We start from the raw sequence: 14,604 nt of genomic DNA, 5'->3' as shown, positions 1-14,604 counted from the left end.
AGCCGGGCCACACCCCCAGCAGCAACCGGCCCGGGGCAGTGTCAGAAGCGACGTCCGTCCGGTGTGCTGGTGATGCCGCCCTGCTCGTCATACTCGGTGAGCAGCTCGCCTTTCGTGCCGTCGTCGAGCCAGTCGTACACCGCGTGGGTGGCCACCTTGCCGTTCGGCCAGTAGGTGAACGCCGCGACCAGGTGGCCCGCCCGAGTCTCGCGGATGACGCGGGCTTGCTCGTCGAACTCCGTCAGAGTCTCGACTCCCTGATCGTCCGTACTGGTCACACTCCGTCCGTCGGCGGAGTAGCGGTACGTCGTGATTGCGGAAATCTCCCCAAAGCTCGCAGTGTCGCGAATGAGACGGTCCTGAACGTCGTACTCCCTCAGAATCACGAACCCGTTCTCGTCAACGGCCTTCTCAGTCCTGGCAGCTGCGTCAGTGTTCTCACTCATCCTGCACTCTCTCCCCTTGAAAACGATCACTGGCAGCACCTTCCTACCAGGCGACGCACCCCCAGCAGACCGCCTGACCCACCAGTGCGGTACGTGACCCGGACCGAGCTGACCTCCTTCGAGATCCGGCCGGAGGTGTGATCCGCACTTTGGAACGCCGAGGGGTTAGCCGCGCAAGTCTACAAAAACAGCAGGTCAAGGCACACGTCAGTCGGATTCGCGCACGTGTTGCACCATCAGCCCCTACGCCACGCAAGCCCCTTCAACGAGACCACGGTCACACGTCGGCCCCGACGCTCCCGGGCGTCCGCTTCACCCCGCCGCGAACTCCCCCGCCACAACCTGCTGTGCCCCCACCCGGCAACGGGGTGAGGGCACATCAGGCCTACGGCACGGTCACGAGGCCGGGGTGAACTCCACTTCCGTGTCACCACAACCCGCTGCGATGTCCAGCAGCCGGTCCCTCTCCGGCTCGTCCACCGCCAGACCCCAGCGCAGCTTCGTCGCCGTCCACTCTGCCCCGTACCGGCACAACGTATCCGGCGACGGCGGCAGCCACTGCGACGGATCCTGATCCGCCTTCGACCGGTTCGAGCGAGCCGAGACCGCGACCAGACTCGACTCCTGGCCCAGATCGTTGGCGTACGCCTCCCGGCGCGCGGCCGTCCACCCCGAGGCCCCAGCTGGCGGGGTGCGTCATTCGAAGCGTGCGGTATTCCCCCGATGGCGGTGCAACTCCCCTGGGCGACGAGTACGGCGTCCGGCGGAACAGGCAGTGCACCTCACGAAGCCGTTGGGTCCGAAGTCGACTCGAAGCTCCCGGGACGGTTCAATGCCTGGGTGGTGAACTGGGCACAGATGTACGACTGTCGCTTTGACGTAGATCGCGTCCCTGAGCTTCTCGCTCGGGTGGAGCGTGAGTACGACTCCGAAGCGTGGACGGAGCTGGGATACCGGCTGATCCTTGAGCACGACCTGGTGTCGCCCGCCAGCGTCGCTGCCCTGCCCCGACTGGTGCGCCTTGCATCGGAGAGTAGGGAGGCACGCCACCTGGCAGGCGAGATCATGGAGCGTGCGGCCAGCCACCATGGCAGTGACGAACTGCTGGCTGAGAGCGCCGACGTGATTGCCGAGTTCGGCGCCCTCCTGGACCGGCACCTGCAGTCGCGGCCATCCGATTACCTGGTTACCTTCCGCGCACTGCTCGCGGTCGAGGAGCAGTACCACTGGGCCAATGTCCTGGGGGACTTCGAGGATGACTTCTACGACCTGCAATGCCCTCACTGCGGGGTGGAGGTGACCGTTGCCATCGGCGACCACGGACGCTACTCGGCGATCCGGGACTGGAATCTGGGCGACGTGGACCGGCGTGATCTGCGGCCGAGGCCCCGCGAGGAGCTCACGGGCATCGGCCGGTGGATGCACGACATTGCCGTCCGAGACGGGAAAGTCGCACTCGCTGAAGGAATCGCACATCTCTTCGGCAAAGCCGAGTGCCCGAGGTGTGCCAGCGTCTTCACCATCGCGGCTGAGTACGAGGCTGCCAACTGCCCAGTCCTGCGCTAGCAACATGCTGCGTTGCCTCTGTGCCCGCACCGGAGCCGGCCGAAGCGGCTTCTCCTCTCACGCCGCCTGCGAGACCGGGAGGACCGAGGCCGGCAACGATCACGGCCCGGACCATGGTCATCTGTCACCGAGTGCGCGCTGGCGTGCCTGGAGGTAGGCGGTCCAGTCGGTTGCGGCTCGGCGGCGCCATTGCAGCGCGGTGATGACGTGGCCAAGGAGCGCAGAGTTGAGCCCGGCCGCCTCTTGACTGACCCCTGACCTGACACGATCCCTGAGACGGCGAAACGCCCCGGCTTGCCGGGGCGTTTCATGCGTGCGCTCAGTTCAGCGCAAGCCGTCGGTGCAATCGAGCTCTTCGAATGGGAGTGGCTGACGGTCGTCCCCCGGGTCATCGCTGTAGACGGCCGCGGAGACCGCGCTGTCGTAGGCATCGTCGAGGCCGTTACCGCTTGCGCCGAGTATGTTCTCCCAGTCAATTCCCATACCTACGAGCCTACCTGGTGGTTCACCCGTCAGGGCTGGTCACCTTCTCGACGTTCCGTGCCGCCTTCTGCTGCCGGGCCTGCGCCTCAGCCGCCGCTCCCGCAGCTTCCCGCGAGCGGGCCGCTGCCTCCGCGCTCGCCGCGCGTGCCGTCTCCAGCCGCGCCCTCGCTTCCCGTACCCCCTCGTCGGCGGCCGCCAGGGCGGCCGCCGCGGTGTCGGCCGTCTCCCGTGCCGCGGCCAGTCCAACCTCCAGCCGCTCCGTCTCGGCCTCGGCCAGCTCCGCGCGGGCCGCTCCCACGCGCTCGCGGCGGGCCCGACCCGCCCGCTCCTGCATGTCCGGCGACGGGGTCCGTCCGCGTTTCACCGCCGGTTCTGCAGGCCGGGCCGCAGGCGCCTTCCAGGGCGTGCTGGCACTGGGAAGGGGTCCGAGGCCGGTGAAGCCCTGCACCACGTCCGGGGCCTTGACCAGTCGGCCCGCCGCCCACTGCGCGGCGACGTCGGGATCGGCCAGGACCACGTGCAGGATCTCCTCAACCTTGGGCTCCGCAGTCACGACGACCGACTCGTTGAGCAGCTCGCTTCCCCCGCCCGCACGAGCGGGAAGCGCAAGCTGCACGTCCGACGCGACGAGGACGGGCGGATCGTCGTCCCCGTCACCGCCCTGCCCGGCCCGGAGGCCGGCGAACCGACCACGGAGATGTTCGCCCTGGAAGCCCTCGGGCAGGTCCTGGTGTCCACCCTGCGAATCTGGGCGCAGGCCGGGCCGGAGGCGGCGGAGGGCATCGCCTGCGCCGTCATCGACTTCGTCCTGCAGTTCCTCACCGACGACCACGAGGACGTCGCCGAGGTCCTACACCAGCTGGAGGCGGTGGGAGTGGGTCAGGCCCTCGCCGCCCACCCCGCACCGGCCGGCGCCCACCTGGTGCGCCTCTCCATCGCGTAGTTCGCGGCGGGGACGGCGACGGTGCGCACCGCGCCCATCGGGTGGCCTCCACCCGATGGGCGCACCACCGAGCCTTCGCCAACTTGAAGTCGCAGGTCATAGGGCTGGTGTGACCGGCTCTCGGGGTGCTCACGCTGGTCGCGGGCGCAAGCCCGCGCAGAAGATCATCCGTCAGCGGTTGACTTCGAGGTTCGTCAGGACGAGCAGGGCTCGCAGGAGCTGGGTGGCGCGGGCGGGGTCGGTGCGGAGCTTGGTAAGGATCCGCCAGTTCTTGAGGTGGGCGAAGCCGTGCTCGACCGGCGCGCGTCCGACGGCGAGGACGCGGTTGGCTTCCTTCTCACCTGGGGTGAGCTTGTGGGTGCGGCTGGCGGCGTAGCCGGTGACGATCACGGGGTCGAGGATGTCGTTGTCCAGGCCGCGGAAGCCGAGGTCGGCCAGTGCCCCGAGGCCGGCGGCGCGCAGGTGGGCCAGGATGCGGTCGTGGCGGGCGGCGGTGTTGTCGTGGGTGCGTCCGGGCCGGCCGGCGGATATCCAGATCAGCCGGCCCTTCTCGTCGGTCAGGGCGAGGAAGTGCAGGCCGTGGCTGCGGTGCTTGCCGGAATAGTTCCGCCGGTCGGCCTTCCCGGTGCGGCGCTGGGTGCGGACGAGGGTGCCGTCGATCAGGACCACCTCCCCGCCCAGCTTGGCGATCTTCTTCAGGGCGCGGTCCAGGCGCGGCGCCCGGGTGGCGAGCAGTCCGATCAGCTCGTCGCGCCAGCGGCGGACGGTGGATTCGGACACGTCGTTGCCGCCGGCCATGTCGGCCAGGCGCTGGTCGTGGCGCAGTACGGCCAGGACGATCACGGCGATCTTCCCCGGCGGCAGGATCCGCCATCGGGACCGAATCGCTTTCAGATGGCGCCGCAGCAGATCGGCGAGGTGGTTGACGGTGCGCGTGGACAGCGGCAGACGGCACTGGTAGACAGCCGGGCAAGTGTCCTCGGCGAGTTCCTTGGCATTCGTCACATGATTCCAACGGCTGCCGGGGACACCTTGGTTACTCTGGTGTCGAGCCGCTCCGAGTCGAGGTGTTGCTGATCACAGACGGGTGGTGAACCGGCCGTCGGGCAGTTTCCGCAGCCAGCCGCGGTCGACGAGTCTGACCAGCTTGCCGCGTAGCGGTTCCAGCTTGGCCTTCACGTTGACGTCCACCCCCACCACCTCGCCGACCTCGCGGGCCATGACCGGTCCAGCTGCCTGCCGCACGGCAGCAAGGATGCGCTGGTAGTCCGACGGGAGCATGGTCTCTTCTACGCCCGGTTCGAGGTCTGGGATCAGCATCACCGTCCGGCCGCCCACCTGCCCGGGCGTCGGCGCGGCCGAGGCACGCTCGGTGGCGAGCTGCTTGCTCACCCTCCCAAGGACACGTTCGGCGACGGCGAGTTCGTCCCGCTCGGCCCGGACCTCGGCGAGCTGCTTGGCCAGCTGTTGTTCGAGGTCGTCCAGTTCCGCGCGCCGCGCGGTGATCCGTTCCAGTAGCTCGGGATCCAGCATGCCCAGGAGCATAGAAGACCGTCCGGTCACAGCGAGCAGGAACCAGGCACGGGTGGAAATCTGCCGGTGTCCGTTGAGTAGGAGCCCGGTCGGCTCGCTGTCGAACTGAACCGCCGCCTGCGCAAGGACGCTCGGCTGGGGCACCCAGCCGAGCGTCGCCAGCGGCTTCCCACCGCCCCACCAGAGGGGGCGGCTGGGTCAGGAGCTGATGGGCGTGGTGAGGGTCGGGGTGCTGACCACCCGCGCGCAGATGGCGTAGACCTTCAGAGTTCCCGGGTTGGTGGTGTCCGTGTTCGTAGCGAACGCCCACCATGCCTCTCCGCTGATCGGCTGGGTCGAGTGCAGCAGGTACCGCTCGGCGTGCGAGTTGCCCGCGATCACGCTGGCGCCACCGCCGGTCCGGGTTTCGCCGGGCGGGCACGAGGCCTGGGCCGCCGCCCGGCCGGGGAAGCCGCCGGAGGCGACGGGGATGGTCACCGTGTTCTCCACGACGCGCACGATGTCGTCTGCCTGCGCCACGGCGGCCGGCCCCATCACCATCGCCGCTGCCGCGGCGGCCACGAGAAACTTCTTCAGCACGAGATGCCCTGCTTTCGCTCGGGTGTCAGAAAAGAGGCGTCACATCGGGTGTGAGCCGCCTCAGACCTATCGCGACACCTGAACGAACCTTCGGACGACATTTCGAAGCACGCTCACATGGCGCAAGTGATCCACTCCGACGGTCGCCCCGGGCCGGTTCGCGTGTCTGCATCCCCGGCCCCCAGCGTGCGACGGAGGCATCCCAACCATGTACCGAGCTTTACCGCACGCCGACATGTCACTCCGAATCTCGAAGTCAACCGCTGACGGACGATCTTCCCCGAAGACTTCCGCCCGCGACCAGCGTGAGCACCCCCAGAACCGGTCACACCAGCCCCTTGACCTGCGACTTCAAGTTGGCGGGGGCTCACCGCACCGCACCGCACCGCACCGCACCGCACCGCACCGCACCGCACCGCACCGCACCGCACCGCACCGCACCGCACCGCACCGCACCGCACCGGGGCCATGATGCGCACCACCGTGCACCGCATCAGGTGCGCCTCCGCGTTGGCGGGGCCCTATCACACACCCCCTTGACCAGGCCCTGATCGGCGGCCGCAACCGGCTGTGTCAAGGAGAAACGTGCCAGTGGAGAACGTGGTCAAGGGGTGGAGCCGCACCCGGTCAAGGGGATCGGTGGAACCTGGTCAAGGGGTGGTGCGGAGGGTGGACAAGGGGGTCGGCCGAACCTGGACAAGGGGGTGGCTGGGCAAGGGTACGGAGGGTGCGCACCCGGTGCGGTGCGGGACATCGTGGTGCGCCCGAGAGTGGAGCCCACCGTCAATCGCGTGCGCACCGCGGTGGACTCCACCGCGTGATCCACCGCATGGGTGGACTCCACCGAGTGGAGCCCACCGCGAGGGTGGCACCCACTGAGCCTTCGCCAACTTGAAGTCGCAGGTCATAGGGCTGGTGTGACCGGCTCTCGGGGTGCTCACGCTGGTCGCGGGCGCAAGCCCGCGCAGAAGATCATCCGTCAGCGGTTGACTTCGAGGTTCGTCAGGACGAGCAGGGCTCGCAGGAGCTGGGTGGCGCGGGCGGGGTCGGTGCGGAGCTTGGTAAGGATCCGCCAGTTCTTGAGGTGGGCGAAGCCGTGCTCGACCGGCGCGCGTCCGACGGCGAGGACGCGGTTGGCTTCCTTCTCACCTGGGGTGAGCTTGTGGGTGCGGCTGGCGGCGTAGCCGGTGACGATCACGGGGTCGAGGATGTCGTTGTCCAGGCCGCGGAAGCCGAGGTCGGCCAGTGCCCCGAGGCCGGCGGCGCGCAGGTGGGCCAGGATGCGGTCGTGGCGGGCGGCGGTGTTGTCGTGGGTGCGTCCGGGCCGGCCGGCGGATATCCAGATCAGCCGGCCCTTCTCGTCGGTCAGGGCGAGGAAGTGCAGGCCGTGGCTGCGGTGCTTGCCGGAATAGTTCCGCCGGTCGGCCTTCCCGGTGCGGCGCTGGGTGCGGACGAGGGTGCCGTCGATCAGGACCACCTCCCCGCCCAGCTTGGCGATCTTCTTCAGGGCGCGGTCCAGGCGCGGCGCCCGGGTGGCGAGCAGTCCGATCAGCTCGTCGCGCCAGCGGCGGACGGTGGATTCGGACACGTCGTTGCCGCCGGCCATGTCGGCCAGGCGCTGGTCGTGGCGCAGTACGGCCAGGACGATCACGGCGATCTTCCCCGGCGGCAGGATCCGCCATCGGGACCGAATCGCTTTCAGATGGCGCCGCAGCAGATCGGCGAGGTGGTTGACGGTGCGCGTGGACAGCGGCAGACGGCACTGGTAGACAGCCGGGCAAGTGTCCTCGGCGAGTTCCTTGGCATTCGTCACATGATTCCAACGGCTGCCGGGGACACCTTGGTTACTCTGGTGTCGAGCCGCTCCGAGTCGAGGTGTTGCTGATCACAGACGGGTGGTGAACCGGCCGTCGGGCAGTTTCCGCAGCCAGCCGCGGTCGACGAGTCTGACCAGCTTGCCGCGTAGCGGTTCCAGCTTGGCCTTCACGTTGACGTCCACCCCCACCACCTCGCCGACCTCGCGGGCCATGACCGGTCCAGCTGCCTGCCGCACGGCAGCAAGGATGCGCTGGTAGTCCGACGGGAGCATGGTCTCTTCTACGCCCGGTTCGAGGTCTGGGATCAGCATCACCGTCCGGCCGCCCACCTGCCCGGGCGTCGGCGCGGCCGAGGCACGCTCGGTGGCGAGCTGCTTGCTCACCCTCCCAAGGACACGTTCGGCGACGGCGAGTTCGTCCCGCTCGGCCCGGACCTCGGCGAGCTGCTTGGCCAGCTGTTGTTCGAGGTCGTCCAGTTCCGCGCGCCGCGCGGTGATCCGTTCCAGTAGCTCGGGATCCAGCATGCCCAGGAGCATAGAAGACCGTCCGGTCACAGCGAGCAGGAACCAGGCACGGGTGGAAATCTGCCGGTGTCCGTTGAGTAGGAGCCCGGTCGGCTCGCTGTCGAACTGAACCGCCGCCTGCGCAAGGACGCTCGGCTGGGGCACCCAGCCGAGCGTCGCCAGCGGCTTCCCACCGCCCCACCAGAGGGGGCGGCTGGGTCAGGAGCTGATGGGCGTGGTGAGGGTCGGGGTGCTGACCACCCGCGCGCAGATGGCGTAGACCTTCAGAGTTCCCGGGTTGGTGGTGTCCGTGTTCGTAGCGAACGCCCACCATGCCTCTCCGCTGATCGGCTGGGTCGAGTGCAGCAGGTACCGCTCGGCGTGCGAGTTGCCCGCGATCACGCTGGCGCCACCGCCGGTCCGGGTTTCGCCGGGCGGGCACGAGGCCTGGGCCGCCGCCCGGCCGGGGAAGCCGCCGGAGGCGACGGGGATGGTCACCGTGTTCTCCACGACGCGCACGATGTCGTCTGCCTGCGCCACGGCGGCCGGCCCCATCACCATCGCCGCTGCCGCGGCGGCCACGAGAAACTTCTTCAGCACGAGATGCCCTGCTTTCGCTCGGGTGTCAGAAAAGAGGCGTCACATCGGGTGTGAGCCGCCTCAGACCTATCGCGACACCTGAACGAACCTTCGGACGACATTTCGAAGCACGCTCACATGGCGCAAGTGATCCACTCCGACGGTCGCCCCGGGCCGGTTCGCGTGTCTGCATCCCCGGCCCCCAGCGTGCGACGGAGGCATCCCAACCATGTACCGAGCTTTACCGCACGCCGACATGTCACTCCGAATCTCGAAGTCAACCGCTGACGGACGATCTTCCCCGAAGACTTCCGCCCGCGACCAGCGTGAGCACCCCCAGAACCGGTCACACCAGCCCCTTGACCTGCGACTTCAAGTTGGCGGGGGCTCACTGGGTGGACTCCCCTGAGTGGAGCCCACCCAATGGAATCCACCCGGTGTCGACTCCGGGGCGATCCACTCGGTGAACGGTGCCCGGCCTCGTCACCACAGCCAGGCGTTCGAGTGCCGCATCCGGGACAGGGCGCGGGCGTCGCGGCGGGCGGCAGCGCTGCCGATGCGGTTCTGCCGGGGCCGCGGCCGGCGCGCCTGGGCACCGTAGAACCGTCGGACTCCCGCCGCCTTGAGCCGCTTGCGCTGCTTGGCCAACTGCTCCTTCTTCGCCTTGATGGACTTCGGCTTCCGGGGCCGCTTCCAGATCGGCTGCCAGTCCGTCGGCGGCACGTACGCCTCGGCGCGCTCCTGGGAAGCGGCCTTCAGCCGGGCGGCGACGGCTTCGATCCTCGGGTCCGCGGACGGCGTGGTGGTCATGCGACTCCTCCGGTGGGTGTGGTCCGGCCCGGTGCGGGCTGGACAGGCTGCTGGGCGCTCGGCGGCGGAGCCGCCGCGGACTTGGGAGCGAGGCGGCGGCCGGCAGCTCGCTCCTGGACCCCGGCCTGAAGCCGGGCGGCCATCTCGGCGGCTGCGGCCTCCAACGTCCGGCTGGTCAGCTCCACCGCGGCGACGTCCGTCGTCGGCTCCAGGTCCCGGCCGACCCTCCGCCCGGGGCGAAGGCTCAGGGCGACGGTGCGCGGCCGGGGCCGGGAGTTCAGGCGGTCCGCGCGGCGTGCGGCGTGGACCCGGGCGGTCAGCGCGTCTGCGGCGAGACGGGCCCGCTGGTACGGGGTGGCGGACCTTTTGCGGGTCAGTGGGCGGAGCACGGCTTGGTCTTCGGTGTCGCGGGGGTAGAGGGCGTGGAGGTCGGCGGTCATCATCCGGCCTCGGCCGACTGGACGGGTGTAGGCGTCGATGGCCGTCTGGACGATTTGTTCGTCCAGGCCGGGTTGGTGGGGTCGGCCGCGCAGGGCGTAGGAGAGATGGCGGCGGGCTTCGGCGAGGAGGTGGCGGTGCGCGAACGCGCCGCGCATCACGTACACCACGGCGATGGTCTCGGCGGCGGCCAGGGCGACGTCGACGACCGGGCGCACCCGCGCCCATATCGCGGCGGCCGCTGCTCGGGCGCGCGCCGCCAGCCCGGCAACGACGTCGGCTCCGTAGGCTCGGGCCGCCGATTCCCGCCAGGCGTCACGCAGCGCGGCCAACGACCGCAGTTGGGTGCGCTTGGGTGAGCGGGTCTGGTCGGCGGCCTGGCAGGCGAGCGCGTAGGCGGCCCGCTCCCCCGGCGGGTGCCCCTGACGCTCCTCGTACTGGGCCGTCAGGACGGGCAGGGCGTCGGCGATCTGCTGGCGGCGGGTGGACTGCCAGCCGATGAGCCTCTGGTCGATCCCGGCGATCTCCATGACCGGGCGGCGGCCGGGCGTCACCTCGCGCGGCTCCCACGCCCACCCGAGCCTGGCGGAGACCTCCTCCATGAAGAGCAGGGTGTAGAGGGCGTCGGCCGCGACGATGTGCTTCATCAGTGCGTCGGCTGTCTGGTTGCCCCACGTCCCGTCCGGCCGGCGGGCCCGGATCGACACCACGGCGTGGTCGTGGAGCAGGGGACGAGAAACGGCGGCTCGGGACTCGTAGTGCCGGAACACCGCGACGATCAGACCGTCGCGGACCCGGGCGCGGGAAGCCGGGCTGGCTGCACCGCCCGACACCGACGCTCATGCCAGCCCCGGGGGCCGCGGGCCGAACCGGAGCACCGCGGACTGCCGAGGGAGCGGAACCCCGTCCACGCCGACACCTCGAAGTCCGGGCAGACCCTGGGCAGGACGGGCCCGCACGCCGGTACCAGGCTCACCGGCCGGCTCGTCGTTGGCCCTGCCCGAGGCGCTGTGGGCGCCGTTGACGAGGGGGGTCTACTGGAATCCTGACCCACGTCCAGGCGCTCCGGGCCTGGACCGACCGATGGGGCCCCGGGCCAGCCGCCGGGCTCTGCGCTGCGGCGCCCGAGGCGCTCGCTGAACACGCACGCAGCACGGCACAGGTGACGACAACCGGGGACGTCGGCCGCTCCGCCCTGGAGCGCGTCCTGGGGGTGTAGGCGGCCCGGTGGTACTGCCCCCGGGATGGGCACCGGGCCTCGTCCGCGCACGCCATATCGGCACGGGCTACCCGCACCCCAACCGGCGTTCGGGGCCGGCCTCCTGGCGATCCGGCCCACGGTGCTCTCGCGCTTCCCTCCACCGCCCCGGACACCACACCGCAGTGCACGATCCCGTGGGGAATCCGCCCCGACCACGCACCCACCCTCACCGCCAGCGCGGGCAAGTCCTGGTGCCACTTCCCCGACTGCGGCCACCGCTGGACGCACGACCGCCTCGACCAGCCGTGCGCCGAGCCGGCCCCGCACAGCGACGCGAGTCCGGGCTGCACCGCCCCACACGGCCGCCCGTGCCCGCTCCGGGGCCGCGCGCCGAGCTGGAGCACCCTGGACTGCTGTTGGAGCGGGAGCCCGCCCCGGCGGACACTGCGAAGTCCGGGCAGACCCGGGGCTGGACCGGCCCGCACGCCGGCACCGGGCTCACCAGCCGACTCGTCGTCGGGACCTCGGGCCCAGCTCCGGCTCGGCCTGCTCCGGCCCCAACACCGCACCGGCCCGTCCACGAAGCCTGTGAGCGGCGACGGGTGCCTCGGTCCTGCGATTTGATCAAGTTCGCCGATCCCGCTCCACAGCACGCGAGGTGGCGCATAGGCTCCCGTGACATGGACATAAATGGAGACCCCGAGGCCAAAGACCTGTACGAGGTCGGACCGCTGACATACCGACAGGGGTACGTATCCGTGTGGTTCGAGAGCTACGGGTGCAGGGATGAGGCCTTCATGAACGACCGCGCGGTAATCGCCGTGTACACCGGCACACCGGAGGCCCAGGGCATCCAGCTGTTCCGGGCATGGGTCAACGCCGAGGAACTGCCCTCGGCGCTGAGCCACTGGGCAAACATCCTGCGGTAGCCCTGGTTCCCGGGCGCGCGGCGCCGGGCAGGCCCGGATCCGTGACGGACTGCACGAGCGGCGGAAGTCCGGGCTGAACCGCCCCACACGAGCCCTCGCGCTGGCGCCGGGGCTGCGCGCCGAACTGGAGCACCGCGGCCTGCCGAACGACTGGGACCCCGCCCCCGCCGACACCCGAAAGCCGGGCAGACCCTGGGCGGGACAGGCCCGTACGCTGGTGCGGGACTGACAGGCCGGCTGGTCGTCGCGCTGCCCGAAGCGCTGTGGGCGCCACTGACGAGGGGGATCCACTGGACCGCAGGCCCTCCCGGCCTGAACCGACCAGTGGGACCCGGGCCCGCCACCGGGCACTGCACGGCACCGGCCAAGGCGCCCGCCGAACGGGAGCACAGCGCGACACAGGTGACAACGACCGGCGACGCCGTGCGCGCCGCCTTGGAGCGCGCGTTCACGATGTAGGCAGCCCGGTGGTACTGCCCCCAGGATGGGCACCGGGCCTTGCCCGAACACGCCATGCCGGTACGGGCTACTCGCACCCGAAACGGTGCTCGGGGCCCGCCTCCGGGCGCTCCGGCGACCGGGGCGGCGGCATCGCGCACGCCACCGCCGCGATGAACGCCCTCCCCCCCGGAAATACACAACCTGACCCTGCGCATGCTCCTCGCCGAGATCCGGGCCTGACCCAGGCACCGGGCGGAGCCGGGGGCGAAGGCGCCGTGCCATCCGCCCCTCGGCCGGGGCCTCACCCCTTGCGGCAATGGCTGGCCTTGCCGGTGGGTGAAACCTGCGCGCCCAGGTGCCTCACCAACCAAGCCCCCGCGAACGCGATCAAGCACAACCCAGCACGCCGTCGAGGTCTCCGGCAACCTCGTCGCTCCGTGCGGGGTGGTACCCGTCCGTGAACGAAGTGCCAGAGAGGCCCGGTGCCGGAGGGGGTGGGGCGCTCGACTAGGGTGAACACGCGTACGGGAGTTGACTGACCGACAGCTTCCCGGCATGTCATCGAAGGAGCGTCACCAGCCGTGAAAAAGATCAAGGCCGCCATCCTCGCGTTCGCCGCCGTGGCCGGACTCGCCGTCGCCGCCGCGCCGGCCCAGGCCGCCCCGTGCAGCACCGGGGGCGCCCAGTACATCTGCGAGTACGGCGTCACCAACCACACGCTTCCGGGGGACCAGCGGGAACAGTTCCTGGTCGGCACCGATTACGCAGTGTGGACCCGCTGGACCACCAATGGGCAGTGGTCCGGCTGGTACTCCCTCGGGGGAACCGTCTGGAGCAAGATCAGCATCAGGGAGCGGACCGACATCGCCCCCCACGCCATCGTGATCTACGCCAAGGGCTCCAACACCCAGACCTGGGGTCTGCTCCGCACCGCTCCCGGCGCGGACTGGAGTGCATGGGACTGCCTCAGCTGCGGCTGAGTCCCACCCCATCGCGGATCTCGACCGCGCTCGACCATCGCGAATGGCCCCGGGCAGGATGCGTTCCGCCCGGGGCCGTCCGTCGTGGCTGAAACTGTCCGTGCCGCGTGTGAGGGGGGTCGACTGGAACAACCAGCCCCACGTCCAGGCCCTCCATGCCTGGACCAACCGATGGGGCCCCGGGTGGGGCTGCCCGGCGGTCCGGGGCGCCGCCCGAGGCGCTCGCCGAACGGGCCCGCAGCGCCGCCCTGGTCATCACGACCGGGGGAGGTCGTCCGCGCCGCCCTGGAGCGCGTGGTGACGGCCGCCGACCCGACGGTGACCGTTGGAGGACTGGGCATAGGGTGCTGCCCGGCAGGACGTGGGCCCTGCGGGCTGGAGGAGACACATAGCAGGAACGGTCACCGAAGGGCAGCCGTACCGGGATCTGGCGCCGGACATGAGGGCGCGGGACAGGCGGCTGCGGGTGGTGGAGGTCGGGAACTCCCGGGCCCGGCTCGTCGTCGAGCACGACCTCGGCGGCCATGGCGGGAAGACCACCCACGCCAGCCTCGTCCGCCTCACCTCCCGCGCCTTCGAACTCGTCGAGGACACCATCGACGAAGACCCCCGCTACCTCGCCGTCCTGGCCGCCATCTCCGCCATCCACCACCCCGACGCCTCCCCCGCGGACTACACCCGTGCCGCCCTCCGCGCCCTGCGCACACCCACCTCGTAACCCGCGCCCCCGGTCTGGAGCGTGCCGCAACCCCTCATAGCTTCACCCCTCTCAGCCTTTCCGCACCGACCCGGCTGGCAAGCCCAGTCCGTGGGTCTCCGTTCCACGTCCAGAGCGTGAGCACAGTTCCGTTTCCGGGCCTGCCGCCGCTGGGGCCCCGCACGGCTCCCGCCGGCGCGGCGGTCGCCAATTGGACGGCTCGGGAGTCGTCCGGTCAGACCGGCGTCTCTGTCCTGTCAACTGGCCTTGAGGCGGGCGCCAGCGGGCCCGGCGAGACGCCGCCCGTAGCGGGCGTTGATGCGATCCAGGCTCCAGCCGCAGCCGGTTCTCCCGCTCGCGGTCGAGCGAGATCGACCAGCGGAGGCGGCTCCGGGTTGCGGGCGGCGTGCGCCGCAGCGACAAGCCGGTCCGGTGCGTCCGGGCTGGTGATCCAGTCCTGGGTACGTCAGCGTCGCGCGTGTCCACGGCCACGCGTCCCTGGGGATGAGGTCGTCGCGTTCCGCGCCGGCCCCTGTGTAGGTCGCCTTCACGCTTGGCGAACCAGACAGAAGAATCACTCCAGAGAGCCCTCCCCGGGAAGGGACGGCAGCTGGCCACGGTGTACGGACACCCTCCTGAGCCGAGAAGCGGCCAGCTCA

16 protein-coding genes and 1 pseudogene are annotated in these 14,604 nt (G+C 70.4%); 5 read left to right on the top strand and 12 right to left on the bottom strand.

What is annotated here, in order from left to right; translation table 11 throughout:
* Positions 1-41: 41 nt before the first annotated feature.
* Together OG553_RS37345 and OG553_RS37340 are read right to left on the bottom strand one after the other, a co-directional pair.
* Positions 42-476: a hypothetical protein gene (locus OG553_RS37345; RefSeq protein ID WP_030960581.1), complete on the bottom strand. Its 435-nt coding sequence runs from the start codon at positions 474-476 to the stop codon at positions 42-44.
* Positions 477-842: 366 nt separating this feature from the next.
* Positions 843-1,130, bottom strand: a pseudogene (locus OG553_RS37340) (HNH endonuclease); the annotation flags it as partial.
* Between the two features lie 156 nt (positions 1,131-1,286).
* Between OG553_RS37340 and OG553_RS37335 the strand changes: the two are divergent.
* Positions 1,287-2,012 carry a hypothetical protein gene (locus OG553_RS37335; RefSeq protein WP_331728624.1) on the top strand — a complete coding sequence of 242 codons (726 nt, stop codon included), beginning with the start codon at positions 1,287-1,289 and terminating at the stop codon, positions 2,010-2,012.
* 324 nt (positions 2,013-2,336) lie between these two features.
* Here the strand turns inward: OG553_RS37335 and OG553_RS37330 are convergent, their stop codons facing one another.
* On the bottom strand, positions 2,337-2,495 hold the full coding sequence (locus tag OG553_RS37330) for a hypothetical protein (protein ID WP_199819257.1): 159 nt from the start codon (positions 2,493-2,495) through the stop codon (positions 2,337-2,339).
* Between the two features lie 22 nt (positions 2,496-2,517).
* Complete coding sequence (locus OG553_RS37325; protein ID WP_405983257.1) at positions 2,518-3,048, bottom strand: hypothetical protein; 531 nt, start codon at positions 3,046-3,048, stop codon at positions 2,518-2,520.
* Here OG553_RS37325 and OG553_RS37320 point away from each other — a divergent pair.
* Positions 3,013-3,438 carry a hypothetical protein gene (locus tag OG553_RS37320; RefSeq protein WP_331728619.1) on the top strand — a complete coding sequence of 142 codons (426 nt, stop codon included), beginning with the start codon at positions 3,013-3,015 and terminating at the stop codon, positions 3,436-3,438. The two genes, OG553_RS37325 and OG553_RS37320, sit on opposite strands and share 36 nt — an antisense overlap.
* A 171-nt stretch (positions 3,439-3,609) precedes the next feature.
* Here the strand turns inward: OG553_RS37320 and OG553_RS37315 are convergent, their stop codons facing one another.
* The 8 genes from OG553_RS37315 to mobF form a co-directional block, all read right to left on the bottom strand.
* Entirely contained in the window at positions 3,610-4,443 is an 834-nt protein-coding gene (locus OG553_RS37315; protein WP_331728617.1) for a transposase family protein, read from the bottom strand.
* 72 nt (positions 4,444-4,515) lie between these two features.
* Positions 4,516-4,971 (bottom strand): hypothetical protein, encoded by a 456-nt coding sequence (locus OG553_RS37310; RefSeq protein ID WP_405980855.1) that lies wholly within the window; start codon positions 4,969-4,971, stop codon positions 4,516-4,518.
* A 198-nt stretch (positions 4,972-5,169) separates the two neighbouring features.
* A complete protein-coding gene (locus OG553_RS37305; protein ID WP_331728613.1) occupies positions 5,170-5,550 on the bottom strand; it encodes a hypothetical protein in 381 nt (126 codons plus the stop codon).
* Positions 5,551-6,529: 979 nt separating this feature from the next.
* A complete protein-coding gene (locus OG553_RS37300; protein WP_331728617.1) occupies positions 6,530-7,363 on the bottom strand; it encodes a transposase family protein in 834 nt (277 codons plus the stop codon).
* 72 nt (positions 7,364-7,435) lie between these two features.
* Positions 7,436-7,891, bottom strand: coding sequence for a hypothetical protein (locus OG553_RS37295; RefSeq protein WP_405980855.1), 456 nt, complete (start codon positions 7,889-7,891; stop codon positions 7,436-7,438).
* Positions 7,892-8,089: 198 nt separating this feature from the next.
* Positions 8,090-8,470, bottom strand: a complete 381-nt coding sequence (locus OG553_RS37290) for a hypothetical protein (protein WP_331728613.1) — start codon at positions 8,468-8,470, stop codon at positions 8,090-8,092.
* Between the two features lie 462 nt (positions 8,471-8,932).
* Complete coding sequence (locus tag OG553_RS37285) at positions 8,933-9,259, bottom strand: hypothetical protein (protein WP_331728611.1); 327 nt, start codon at positions 9,257-9,259, stop codon at positions 8,933-8,935.
* Positions 9,256-10,530, bottom strand: coding sequence for a MobF family relaxase (gene mobF, locus OG553_RS37280; protein WP_405983256.1), 1,275 nt, complete (start codon positions 10,528-10,530; stop codon positions 9,256-9,258). The genes OG553_RS37285 and mobF overlap by 4 nt, the downstream gene beginning before the upstream one ends.
* A 1,048-nt stretch (positions 10,531-11,578) precedes the next feature.
* Between mobF and OG553_RS37275 the strand changes: the two genes are divergently transcribed.
* The 3 genes from OG553_RS37275 to OG553_RS37265 all read left to right on the top strand — a co-directional run bounded on the left by OG553_RS37275 (position 11,579) and on the right by OG553_RS37265 (position 13,966).
* Entirely contained in the window at positions 11,579-11,827 is a 249-nt protein-coding gene (locus tag OG553_RS37275) for a hypothetical protein (RefSeq protein ID WP_331728609.1), read from the top strand.
* 1,022 nt (positions 11,828-12,849) lie between these two features.
* Complete coding sequence (locus tag OG553_RS37270; RefSeq protein WP_331728607.1) at positions 12,850-13,248, top strand: hypothetical protein; 399 nt, start codon at positions 12,850-12,852, stop codon at positions 13,246-13,248.
* A 361-nt stretch (positions 13,249-13,609) separates the two neighbouring features.
* The gene (locus OG553_RS37265) at positions 13,610-13,966 is read left to right on the top strand and encodes a DUF6354 family protein (RefSeq protein WP_331728605.1); all 357 of its coding nucleotides are present in this window, start codon (positions 13,610-13,612) and stop codon (positions 13,964-13,966) included.
* The last annotated feature ends 638 nt before the right edge of the window (positions 13,967-14,604 follow it).

This window comes from Streptomyces sp. NBC_00158 (assembly GCF_045160885.1).
Taxonomy (GTDB): Bacteria; Actinomycetota; Actinomycetes; order Streptomycetales; family Streptomycetaceae; genus Streptomyces.
Note: the sequence above shows the minus strand (reverse complement) of the source record. Positions and strands in the feature narration are given on the sequence as shown.